This window comes from Paenibacillus sp. J22FR5 (assembly GCF_059691975.1).
The window spans coordinates 238,638-251,245 of sequence record NZ_JCAUAN010000005.1 but is presented as its reverse complement, the minus strand read 5'-3'; the positions used below and the strand labels follow the sequence as shown (position 1 = coordinate 251,245).

The 12,608-nt window shown below is 39.0% G+C and carries 7 protein-coding genes; 3 read left to right on the top strand and 4 right to left on the bottom strand.

The features are described 5' to 3' along the window. Positions 1 to 19: 19 nt before the first annotated feature. Both AC58P7_RS10530 and AC58P7_RS10525 read right to left on the bottom strand, forming a co-directional pair. Positions 20 to 6,130: an RCC1 domain-containing protein gene (locus AC58P7_RS10530; RefSeq protein ID WP_497342481.1), complete on the bottom strand. Its 6,111-nt coding sequence runs from the start codon at positions 6,128 to 6,130 to the stop codon at positions 20 to 22. A gap of 335 nt (positions 6,131 to 6,465) precedes the next feature. Beyond that, on the bottom strand, positions 6,466 to 6,915 hold the full coding sequence (locus AC58P7_RS10525; protein WP_497342479.1) for a hypothetical protein: 450 nt from the start codon (positions 6,913 to 6,915) through the stop codon (positions 6,466 to 6,468). A gap of 281 nt (positions 6,916 to 7,196) precedes the next feature. Here AC58P7_RS10525 and AC58P7_RS10520 point away from each other — a divergent pair, with 281 nt between their 5' ends. From AC58P7_RS10520 to AC58P7_RS10510, 3 genes are all read left to right on the top strand, one after another. Next, positions 7,197 to 7,337: a hypothetical protein gene (locus AC58P7_RS10520; RefSeq protein ID WP_497342477.1), complete on the top strand. Its 141-nt coding sequence runs from the start codon at positions 7,197 to 7,199 to the stop codon at positions 7,335 to 7,337. 191 nt (positions 7,338 to 7,528) lie between these two features. Beyond that, complete coding sequence (locus AC58P7_RS10515) at positions 7,529 to 8,044, top strand: hypothetical protein (protein WP_497342475.1); 516 nt, start codon at positions 7,529 to 7,531, stop codon at positions 8,042 to 8,044. Positions 8,045 to 8,228: 184 nt separating this feature from the next. Then, positions 8,229 to 8,783, top strand: a complete 555-nt coding sequence (locus AC58P7_RS10510) for a recombinase family protein (RefSeq protein WP_497342473.1) — start codon at positions 8,229 to 8,231, stop codon at positions 8,781 to 8,783. Between the two features lie 200 nt (positions 8,784 to 8,983). Here AC58P7_RS10510 and AC58P7_RS10505 read toward each other — a convergent pair whose 3' ends face one another. Continuing rightward, positions 8,984 to 10,513: a UvrD-helicase domain-containing protein gene (locus AC58P7_RS10505; protein ID WP_497342471.1), complete on the bottom strand. Its 1,530-nt coding sequence runs from the start codon at positions 10,511 to 10,513 to the stop codon at positions 8,984 to 8,986. Next, positions 10,500 to 12,260 (bottom strand): ATP-dependent nuclease, encoded by a 1,761-nt coding sequence (locus AC58P7_RS10500; RefSeq protein WP_497342469.1) that lies wholly within the window; start codon positions 12,258 to 12,260, stop codon positions 10,500 to 10,502. Before AC58P7_RS10500 ends, AC58P7_RS10505 begins: the two co-directional genes overlap by 14 nt. Positions 12,261 to 12,608 lie beyond the last annotated feature (348 nt).

Genomic DNA, 12,608 nt, shown 5'->3' with positions numbered 1-12,608 from the left:
ATCTCCTTTAATTAAGTGCTTATTTTTTTACAAAGACCGTATACGTAATTGAGGAGCCACCGGATACTTTGGCTTTAAATTGGATACTATTGATGAGGCCCGTCCAAGAAAATCCCGGCGTTATGGCCTTATCACAAACAAAGGTGATTTTACCAGGTCTAAACTCAACAATAGTGATATCTGTGCCTTGAATCTTGCCGACGCTAAGTTCCTTTTGATCTGTCAGACTAGAGAGATCGACTACATCAACCGCATTCGGATCGTAGGTAACGGTCAATGTGTATTGGCTAAAGTCCACTACATCCGAGGCTGTAAGTCCCAGATCAACCGTCTTACCTTTTGTAAGTTTTGCGGAGATTGCATTATTTTTAATGATACCGCTCCAATCGCTCGTGCCTACTTTATTCCTTGTACGAATCCGATACTTATACTCTTGTCCAGTAACCAATCTCCGATGTTGATATTGCGTCTTCGTGCCTACATCAATGACAACACCGTCGACTTCAATGTCATAGCTCGTTGCACCGAGCTCTGTATCCCACTTGACATTGACAATACTTCCCGACGACGTAATGACGATATTTTTCGGGGACTGAGGTGCCCCAGGCAGAGTGGTGACATAGATCATCTGGCTCCAATCTCCGACGGTAGCCGCATTCTTTGAACGGATTCTATACGTATGAGACGAAACCGGATTTAAATCTGTATCCGTATATTGGGTTCCTTCATAGGTTTCGACAACGACAATGCCATCCAACTCTACATCATAGCCCGTTGCATTCGTAACAGTATCCCATTTTAGCGTGATAATATCTTTACCTGCCACAGCAGACAGTTTGGTCGGAAGTCCCGGTTTTAGAGGCAACGTAGTTGTTGAATACTCATCGCTCCATCCACTAAACCCTGAAGCATTCTTAGCACGAATCTTAAATTTATGAAGAGTTTCAGGCGTTAAATTGCTATAGGTATATGTTGTTCCCGATCCGGCATCGACAAGCACTCCGTCTGCCATCAAATCATACCCGGTTGCTTGGGATACAGAACTCCATGTCAAATTAATTGAAGTGTCACTTTCCAATAACGTGAAATCAGATGGTGTATCCAGTAAGTTGGTACTCACGGTGACATAACTGCTCCATCCTCCTACCCCTGACGCGTTCTTGGTGCGAACCCGGAAGGAATGGGAAGTAGAAGTAGCTAAGCCGCTTAATTCGACAAATGTGCTCGTGCCGTTGTCCGTGACAACATCATCCGTCTCGACATCGTAGCCTTGAGCCCCTGCGACATCATCCCAAGACAACGTAATCTTCGTATTCGTTGACGAAGTTCTAATGGTTGAGGAGAAAGCCGGCGTAGTCATGGAAGTCACCACCGATTGAAGACTGCCCCAACTACCCGCTCCTCTAGTATCTTTAGAGCGAATTCGATACGTATGACGCGTTCCGGGAATTAAACCCGTGTGAGTATATAAGGTGTTCGTCGTGTTAGTCCCCATATTTTTAATTTCGCCATCCACTTCGAGCTCGTATCCGACAACTTTTGCCACAGCCCCCCAAGTAATTGAAACCGAGGTGCTGGAAGCGGTCACCGTGATCGTTGGCGGCGTATTATAAGCATTATCAAAGGTGGTGGCAGCTGTTGCAATGCTCCAGTTGCCTGCTTGCGTACCTTTCTTGGCACGGATTCTGTAGGAATGTTGCGAATTGGCCAACAATCCGGAATGAACATAGGTAAGAACGCTAGCATCGGAAATGTCGACGAGACTTATGCTGCCGTCCACCTCGACCTGATAGCTTGTGGCGCCATCAACTGAATCCCACGTGATCGTGACTTGGTTCGTATCTGGCGTAGTTGCAATATTATTAGGAGCATCCAGAGGTGCACTATTTGTTGTTGCTGTACCCGTAGATGCTACATCTGTTTCTTCCTCAAGCTCATTCATCGCTTTAACTCTGAATGAATATCCTGCTCCAGAATCCAAACCTGTAATTGTTATTTTTTTGTTCGTTAAACTAATCCAAACAGGATCTGTGATTAACGATCCATCCTGTGCGACAAATTGGCCACTCGTCACAATCTGATACAGCGTTGGAGCTGGGTTGGCATCCGACACCGTTAGATCCAGTGTCGTATTCGTTGGATTGGACAGCGATGTAGAAGGCATTTGAGCTTTCGTATACGTTGAATCCGTCCAAGTACTGACGTAACCGTTCGTGTCCTTTGCATCAAAGGTTACCGTGTATTGTGAATTTGGAGTTAGTCCTGTGCTTGAATATGTTCGATCACTTAATGATGCACCTACAAACTTGATCGCGCCCGCAGGACCGTCTCGATACATGAACATAGCGTTCTTATTATCGATTAATGCCCGTGGATAATCCGCATTTCCATTCGTATAGTTTGTAAGTTTAACAGGTGTGCCCCAGCCGCTACCGTTATTTACAATTTGCTTTAAGTTAGTGTAAGAAGACGAGATTGAATAATCCGTTCCGAAGTACCAAACATAAATAGAATTGCTTTTATCAACTGTTATTGTCGGAAAGCGATTAGTCGTTGAATTACCATTTGTGGTATACCCTGTGGTTATCTTAACTGGACTGTCCCATGTTATTCCTCCATCTAACGATTTGCTATAGCGAATGTTAGCGTACCCACTATCTGAACTATCATTACCCTCCCAAACCACATGAATGATATTATTGTTATCCACAACAACATTAGGATTAAAATAGTATTGATTGATGGATGAAGACGCTACAGGGTAGCTAGTCCATGTACCCGAATTCAATGTACTTACTTGTATAGAATATGACCAATTAGAACCATCATAATAATTAACCTCACAAACTATAACCGGAATATTATCTTTGACAATTGCCATATTCAGATTCTTGAAAGAAACACTAGTAGTGCTACTTCGTGTAATGACAGCTTTGGAGCTATCCCATGTTATACCATCTGTTGTCTTGCTGTATCTCAGTTGATAGTTGTTAGTATTGCTGATATATAGTCCCCATGCTGCGTGTACAGTGCCGAATTTATCAGCCACAATAGTTGGCTTGCCATCATAAGGTGTCCCGGTGTCAATCACATTTACGGAACCGCTAATATTGACATTTTGTTGTGAAGTAGCATCAAAAACAAAGCTTCCGACTCCCGTGTTTCCATACTTAATAACACCAAATACCTTGCTACCAACACTTGTTATCGCGGCATTTGTGGTGAAGTTGGTTCCAGTAAGGTAGCATAGCTGTGACCACGAACTGCCATTATCCTTAGATACATAAAGATACACACCAGAGTTGTAGATCGACGCGACAATCCAACCATTAGAGAGGCGGGTCATTGGTCTTCCTGTGCTACTAATATCCGCTGTCGTTGAAGAGAGTATCGTTGAGTTGACTGAGTTCTGGACATTTAACCACCCACTGGATGCAGTGCCAATTGTGTATCTATAAGATGCAATATCAGCGGTAGGTGAAGGGTCAACGAGAGAACTGGACGCAATAATACTTGTGTCCGTCGTTGTCATTGTGACTGTTCCCGTCAATGGCGATTTCTCAATCCAAAAGACAACCGTTTCCTTTGTATTATAAGTTCCATTTGTCGCTTCAATCACCATCGTGTGTTTACCTTCAGCAAGTGAACCTAGCGATGTTGGATCAAATGTTATTGTCTGGCTGCTTTGTGTGAAGGTTTGGACTACCGTTTGACGTGGAGCCGTCTCTGAATCAATGGTATATTTGAACGACCCTTGACTATTCGGACGTCCGGTCATGATAAAGCTTGGCGTAAAAGTCCCGCTTGTATCCGTAAGTACTAATTTTATCGACGTATAGAGGTTAGGGATTTCTGCAGGTACTTGTTGTTTAGTGACGCTCGCCAGTCCTAATTGCGAGTAGGTATTATCTCCCCAAGCATTAATCCTACCATCCGTCATGGCGAAGGTCTGGTTTCCACCTGCAGCAACGGCACTTACACTCGTAAGTGCACTTATCGATACAGGAGCCACTCTGGATGTCGTATCTCCCAATCCCAACTGCCCATAACCGTTATTACCCCATATTTTTATGGTACCATCGGTTAAGAGTGCGATCACATGGAAGCTGCCTGCTGTAATTTGTTTCACTTGAGTAACACTTGTAATCGATGTTGGCGTCTGCCGGTTTGTGCTCGCGCTATCATTAAGACCCAATACACCATTTCCATTTGAGCCCCAGCTTTTTACCGAACCATCACTAAGAAGAGCAAAAGATGAACTAGAAGTCGCCGCAATTTGTTGAATCCCAGTTAAACCTAAAATGGGTGTGGGTGTTGTACGAGTCGTTAAATCGCCTAATCCCAACTGCCCATTGCCGTTATACCCCCAGACTTTCATCGTTCCATCGTTCAATAATGCCAATACATGCGGGGAACTCCCCACTGCGATTTGTTTTACGTTCGTTAGATTCGGAATTAAGGTAGGTGTTGTACGCGAAGTGATATCTCCAAACCCTAATTGATAGATAGCGTTTGTCCCCCAAGCTTTCACGGTCCCGTCATTCAGTACAGCAATGGAAAAACCTTCCCCTGCTACAACCTGCTTAACATCCGTTAAACCGTTAATAGTAAGAGGAACGGTACGATTTGTTGTATCCCCTACACCTACCTGACTACTACTGTTGAGTCCCCATGCTTTAACCGTACCGTCATTCATTAATGCTAATGTATGGGCACTACTTGCTGAAATTTGTTTGACTCCCGAAAGTCCCGGAATTGTGGTGAGAGAGGTTCTATTAGTTGTATCCCCCACACCCAATTGACCGTTAGTGTTACTACCTATGGATTGTACGGTCCCATCCGGAGAAAGGATAAAGGTACCTGCCCCTCCAGTCGTAACTGTTGTTGGCTGAAATGTCAGACTGGTGGGTAAATCAATATTAATCGCACCGTATATGGATAGATTGCTAATTGCTATTGGACTTAGGCGACTGGTTGTCTCTCCAGTTAACAGTTGTCTGGAGGAATTGTCGCCCCATCCCATAAGGGAACCATCATTCATTACAGCAAAACTATGAGCGGTTCCTAATGCAACTCCAGCAAAGCCAGAGAAATTGGTAATCGCGACAGCTAAATACGAATTGGATTGACTATTTATCCCAAGCTGCCCGTTAGCGTTATTTCCCCAAACCTTCAGTGTTCCATCCATCATCATTGCCATGCTTTGATTATCGGCAGCAAACAATTGCTTTATGTTGGACATATTGTTGGAATAATTATAAACCGCAGTTGGAGTACTACGGCTTATTATTGAATTATCAGCTAAACCCAATGAACCTGATGAATTGCTTCCCCATGCCATTGCTGTTCCATCACTCATTAGTGCTAGGGTATGATTAGCCCCTGCCGCTAATTGAGAGACATTAGCAATAGAAGAAACAAGAGTCGGGCTTGATCGATTTGTCGTGTCATTTAATCCTAATTGGCCATCCGCGTTATTTCCCCAAGCTTTAACCGAGCCGTCGTTAAACAGGGCTAACGCGTGACCTGTGCCCGCAACCAGTTGCTTAACTCCTGATAAACCTGACACTGGAGTTGGGGAAGTTCGGTCTATTAGATCCCCTAAACCTAACTGACCGTAACTATTTTTTCCCCAGGCCTTTATTGTGCCATCGTTCATTAACGCAAATGAGAAGGATTTCCCGAGTATTAATTGTTTTACGTCACTTAAATACACGGTTGAAATGGGTGTCGGACTTGTACGATTGGTAAGATCCCCAAGGCCCAATTGCCCCCCTGCATTATTTCCCCAAACCTTGACCGTTCCATCCGTAAGCAAGGCCATCGAATGCCCATTACTGCTAGCTACAACCTGCTTCACATTAGTAAGGTTTGTAATCACAGTAGGCGTTGTTCTATCTGTGGTATCTCCAACACCTAGTTGCCCAGTTCCATTATTTCCCCAACCTTTTACCGTTCCGTCACTTGTAATCATTAGTGTATATCCATTTCCAGCAGAAATACTGGACGAGACCGGTAGTTCATCATAAATTGCTGCTTCGGAATACTCAGGCATAATAAACAGAATGGATATTTGTAAAAACACGACAAATACGGTTATTAAACAGGCTACTTTACTTTTTATATTCATTTCACTGTTGGCTCCTTCGGAATTTTATAAATATGACGAGGGAAACTTGCTTCTTTAAGTTATATGTGATTCTCACTCCTTTACAAAATTGATAACATGAGGATATTACCATTAAGTCAATTGCATTTTCCAAAAAAGTTCATGTTAGGAATTACAAAACAAGGACTATTTTATCATTTTAAAAATAGATCAAATGTCATATCTCGTTGTCGAATGATTAATATTTTGTCGAATTAAATGCTATTTTGATAAAATTTCACATATTCCAACATCACCTTAAAGACCTTTCTTCTTAGCCCCCGAATTGCGGAATTCATAAGCCATATGGAAGGGTTTCACATATATTTTTTATAGATACCCTTGAAAACGATATAAACCTCTTTCACAGTTAGATAATCCCGAGGTAACGTCATACCATGATCTATAGACTTCGGAGCTGCATTAAAGGTTCCTAGTGTGACAAGGCTATCATCCAACCTGTTGGCCGTCTGCCAAATTACTTCCGCTTGGATATCGGATTGTTTACCGAAACGAGCACGAAACTTACTTTTTAATGCAGCAAGTGGCATCCTCGCAACGTGACTTATCGTAATCATTCCCAGATGGCGTGTCATACGCGAGACGACCCCATACATCTTATCTACGGTCAACGGCCATAACTCGCGCTCTACATCCTCTTTACCGAGTGTGAAAATGCCACTCTTATTCTTCTTTGCAATATTATTAGTTGTTTGTTTGGCTAGGATTTTTGTCGGACCTATACCTACACGTATGCGTATATTCATGGAAACATTATGCAAGCTGCATTTTCGATTATAGAAGCATAAATAAAAATAATCCCACAAAGCCAACAAATTGTGAAGGCAAGTAAGGATTAATTTTTAAATGAATCAATAAGGCTTTTGATTTATGAAATTGATTCAAATAGAAGAAATAATTCCATTTTCGCTGTTCCATGGATTATGTTTGATTTACCAAGAATCATTGCCGATGATGCATTAAGCGGTAAAGGCAGCAAAGGCAGGATCGTTCGCGCATTTCAAGTTATTGATGGAAATGGGAGAATTTGCATTCCGATAAGACGAAAGTCGATGCAATCGTTGAACATATCGTGACGTTCAGTACGTCAGAAAGTCCTTCGATTCCTTCCGAAAAGCATCAAAGCATTGATGCCGAATGGAGCGAAAGCGACCAAAATAGCGAGTAATCGGACGAGCTATAAAGATCTACTATATATAGCTCGGTTATGGAAAAACCTCGCAGCCCTTGTGGGTACAGGGGTTTCGGGTTTTCCAGTGTAGCGCGAATGTGTATATCTTGTTACTTTTTAGTCCAAATATTCACATCTTAATGACACAGATTTAGCTGAACCATTGAAAAGAAAAAATGACGCGTATCATGGGTGAAGGCGGCGAAATTGTATTCGAAAAAGAAGAAGATTTGCTCTTCACGCGATTTGATGAAAGCAAGGGGTATATGTCTCTGGCGAATGAACGCTATCTTAAATTGCCGTTGAAACTCGGAATGCCGACAACATTACGGGACCGTGACTTGCGTCACCTGTTAAGATTTGGGGAATTCTTAACACCTGATAATGCGCTGCACTTCCGAAGCAGGGCAATGACCGCTATGGATATGGTCGATCTGCTAGACCTGGATCGCAGCCATGTATATGCATTGATTCGACGATTGATCGAATGCCAGCTTATGACGCGATTTGAAACCATGTATTATCTCAATCCGATGTACGTCACGATCAATCATTACATATCACCGCTTTGCTTTCTCGCCTGGGAAACACTCATGCGTGAGCATCAAAGTGATTGGGCCATTGAACGTTTCAAGAAGGTAGCGCCACGGGTGCGGATCGTCGTTCCAAGAAAGAAGGGCGCCACCGATGATGAAATGGTTTAAATGGTTTCCAAAGGGACAAGTGTCCCACGGTATTAGGGTACATCCGAGTGAACGGTTATCTGTACGTGTTGACCGAATAACATGGTCATATCTTAAGAGTATTGACACCACCCATAGATAAGCGTAGGATAGAGGCATCTAACGGGGTCATATCTTATAGTCAAAATCAAGGGAGGAAAATATGATGATTTATGGTTATGGACGGGTTTCAACGCTTGGCCAAGATTTAGAATCGCAGCTCGAGCAATTGAAGGAACATGGAGCTCAAAAGATATACTCAGAGAAGTTTACCGGCACGAAAAAGGAACGCCCTGAATTTCAAGCTCTACTTAAAGTCTTGAAACAAGGCGATACGTTGATCGTAACGAAACTCGATCGGTTTGCACGTTCTACCGTCGACGCCATTACAACGGTGAAAGAACTGTTTGCCAAGGGTGTCAAGATTCATGTCCTAAACATGGGAATAATCGAAGATACCGTCACTGGTCGGTTGATCCTTACGATCTTCTCCAGCTTCGCAGAGTTTGAACGGGATATGATTGTTGAACGGACGCAAGAGGGTAAAGCAATAGCCAAGCAGAAGGAAGGCTTCACAGAAGGCCGGCCGAAGTCTTATTCGTTAAAACAATTGGATCATTCCTTGGAGTTGTTAAGTACTAATTCATACAATGAAGTGGCTGCGATCACAGGTATTAGTAAATCCACATTGATTCGTGAGGTAAGGAAGCGTAATGTCTGAAAGCTTTAACTGTAAGCTTTTTATTTTGACATCATTGGATGGGGTTCTACAATTTATATTGTCAGGAGCGGCAGGTAGAAAAACGGAAGAAGGTTCACAAGGGGATGCTCACACTATGAACCTTCTTTATATTTACGTATACAACATTGTTCTATTGGGGTTAATAGATAGGCAACAACAAAATAAATACCCGATTTTTTTTATAGTTTGTATTCAACAAGCTTTTTAATATCAGTAATATTTACTTGTCTTGCCACCTCCTGCAAATGATTAAAATAATTTGTATTGTCATTAAACATAATAAATTTTTCTTTTGCTCTTGTTATACATACGTAATGATTTTGTAAATTGATACCTTCATAAATTTTGTAATACCTAGAAAAACTAATTACTTGTTCAAATTCCAGGCCCTTTGAAGCAAATACCGTCATTACTTTATGATTCTTTTCATTTATTTGAAAAGCCATTTCAAACTTGCTTTCACTTATACTTGTATAAAATTTTTCTACCTCGTCATTACTAATTGTAATACTTAAATATGTCGCTAAATTCGATATAATGTTACTGACATATTCCTGTGATAACATACCATTATTTTTGAGACCGCTTAAAATCTTATTAACTTCAATTCGAGTCTGGCTTCTTTCATCAATCCCAGTCTTTTCAATAAAATCAAAAATAGAGTAGGCAGGATTCTTGGTAAGTAAGGCCAATTCCCATAATAGACTTCCATTTGGAAGCCCATCTTCAATAGGTGTTTTAGGGATAAAAACAAAGTCATATCCTGCTTCACTTAGTAACTCAGCTATTTTTTGAGCATCGTTATTAATGTTTGCAATTATTGTTATTTCTCTTTTTAGATCTAATTTTTCTTGATCAACTAAATCTTCGAATTCATCAACAAATCCAGAAAAATTCCAACCGTTGTTGCTACTATATTCCTTTATGATTACATTCTTAACGTCATTGATTTCATTTTCGTAGTATTTAGGATTATGAAAAATATTTGCAAAGTTTTCAATCTCTTTATGGCATCTAAAATTTTTGACAAGTTCATAAGATTTAAAATTTTCCTTTGCTAATAATTGAAAAATATTTTCATTAGCACCTCTCCATAAATATATAGCTTGTTTTGAATCTCCTACAATAAACAACTTAATATTAAGTTTATTTTTTAAAAACATAAAAAAACGATGCATATCTTCATCTGAATCTTGGTATTCATCTATAAAAACAATTGCATATTTTGATTTTATATATTCTTGCGCTGCAATGGAAGAACCTAAAACTTTCAGTGCCAGTTTAAAGTTAAAGTTCTTTTTAATATCTAGAAAACTACCCAAAATATTATGACTTCTTAATTGTTCTAATCCTGCGTCGAAATCTTGAAATTTATAATTTCCATATTCAACGATATAATTGCTTTCATACTCAGTACCCAAAGCGTCCTTAATAAAGGGTCTTATAATTTCATGTTCAATAAAAGAATCATTTGTCATAACAATAAAAGGTTTACTAACCTTTCCCAATGCTTTTTTCTTAATTTCCTTTGTTGCTTTTACAGTAAATGTAACTGCCGCTATTGTACGATGATTAGATATCTTATCCAGTTCAATCTCCATTTTCTTTACCATAATAGTTGTCTTCCCTGATCCTGCGCTTGCCGATACCATAATATTTCCATCATCGGCCAAGATACCATCTCTTGCAACCTGGTCAATTAAGTTCATGAGGCACCAACTTTCTCAAAGCTTTGAAGAGGGGGTGCTTTATAATTTTGAGGCAGTCTACTTTATTTAATTCGTTTGTCAATTCAATCATATTCAATAATTTATGATCTTGGAGGTACTTAATAGGATCAGAACCTAGTATTTCCTTCATCCGTTTTTCAATAGCTTCAAAGAGATCATGTTCTAAATCTAGCTTCGAAAGATATATATTTTCTTTAACTAATTCTTTTACTTTATCGCTATACTGGGAATATAGTGCTAATTTTTTTTCTCTTATCATTTGATTTTTCATCGATTGCGTCCATTTACCATCAATAAAGTAATCAATTTCCACAGGAAGTAAACTTTCCACTTCCGACTCTTCAGACTCAAGATCTAATAAATTCAAACATCGCTGCAGACCTATTAGGTCAAAGATTTTAGGCTGACCTTTTTTTGCTTTAAGATCATTATCTGTTTTGACAATCGCAGTAATCTTTAAGCCACGAAGTACTTTTACATATGGTCTGAATTTTATGCCATATACATCTAAAATATAACCACCATCTAATTCATATGTAGGATGAACCTCTTCTAATATTTTTTCAAATAACACTTTTTCAGATGGCCCTTCTACTAAGAGAACTTTTTCAGCGAAAAGTGCCGTAGACAATGATCTATTTAGTTCCTTTTTTACGTTTTTATATTCATCATCCACATGGTAAAGAAATGATTCACTTTCTGTATTACCTTGAGAATAGATCCTGATAAGCGATGCATTGTCCATTTCATATAATAACTCAGATGAATGTGTTGATAAAAAGAAATAGTTATATACTTTTGAGTTAAACAACTGTTTTGACAAAGCAATTTGCATAGATCTATGCAAACTATTTTCAGGTTCTTCAATGAGATATATAATAATTCTATTTCCTTCTTGGACTTTAATAAGATGATTTAATAGTGAATAAGCTAATATTTTTTTCCTACCATCGCCAGATGTTGGATATATATTATCGTCATTATCCCTTTTGATATAAGGAATTAAATTTGTGAAGTATCCATTAATTGATAGCTCAGATTTCATCTCAATGCTAATATTTTCTGTTTTTAATTTTTTGTATTCTTCAGTTATCGTTGTTTGAAAAGTTTGAATTACATTCATGCTGCTAATTTTATCGTTTAATTGCGTTCCTAATTTCTTTATATCATTTGATATATCAATATCGCTATCGTCAAGTTTAGTTTGATCAAATAGTCTACTTCTATTTTTTTTGAAAGTCTCATCTAAATCGATTATTGGATCAACATAAACAATTTTGAATAACTTATCCAAAGCACTAAATATCCCATCTTGGGCAATCTCTTCAAGATTATCAATCTTATTCCCCCAAAATAGTTTAGGAAGCCCTAGTCCTTCACTAATGTCAAATACACCTTTTACTTGAAAATAGAATGTGTCTAGTTCATCGCTTGTTCGTGCTCCAGCTATCTTAGAAATGGCATGTTTAGAGTCATCGTTAGAATCGCGATCTGTCAAATCAATACCAAGAGTTATTTTTATTGTTTTATCAGTCTTATTTTTAAAAAAATCAGTCTCTCTAAAGCCATTTTTACGAACATCTCTGTCTAACAAAAATCTAAGCGCGTACATTAAGTTTGTTTTCCCCATATCGTTCATACCAAAAATAACATTTTGATTAGCTAATTTAATATCTGTTTTAAGAAAATTTCTGAAATTCTCTACACTTAAACTTGTAAGTTTCATATTACCCTCCAGTATAAGAATAACTTATCCTTTAATAATACTTCATTTATTCTTATTTTCCACATATTACCTCATAATTAGCTTGTTGTCTCTACTTAACGTATCCTTACAAGAAAAATCGAAGCCATCCTAATAGCATACTATTGTTTACAAAAAATAACAGAACAAAGTATAATACGATATGTATCTTAGTGTACCGAATAAATTTATGGAACTCAGAGGTCTTTTCTCATGAAAATAACTTTATCAACCGATATTGAACTATTGGCTGCAGCTTTATCACAAACATGTGTAATCGTAAGCAAAGATGATCTGCTCGACAATGCCGGCATTATACGTGAATATTGT

Bases quoted from the DNA above. Each gene is read 5' to 3' on its own strand.
- AC58P7_RS10510 (WP_497342473.1), top strand. From the start codon at position 8,229: ATGATTTATGGTTATGGACGGGTTTCAACGCTTGGCCAAGATTTAGAA.
- AC58P7_RS10525 (WP_497342479.1), bottom strand. From the start codon at position 6,915: ATGAATATACGCATACGTGTAGGTATAGGTCCGACAAAAATCCTAGCC.
- AC58P7_RS10530 (WP_497342481.1), bottom strand. From the start codon at position 6,130: ATGAATATAAAAAGTAAAGTAGCCTGTTTAATAACCGTATTTGTCGTG.
- AC58P7_RS10505 (WP_497342471.1), bottom strand. From the start codon at position 10,513: ATGAACTTAATTGACCAGGTTGCAAGAGATGGTATCTTGGCCGATGAT.
- AC58P7_RS10515 (WP_497342475.1), top strand. From the start codon at position 7,529: ATGGGTGAAGGCGGCGAAATTGTATTCGAAAAAGAAGAAGATTTGCTC.
- AC58P7_RS10500 (WP_497342469.1), bottom strand. From the start codon at position 12,260: ATGAAACTTACAAGTTTAAGTGTAGAGAATTTCAGAAATTTTCTTAAA.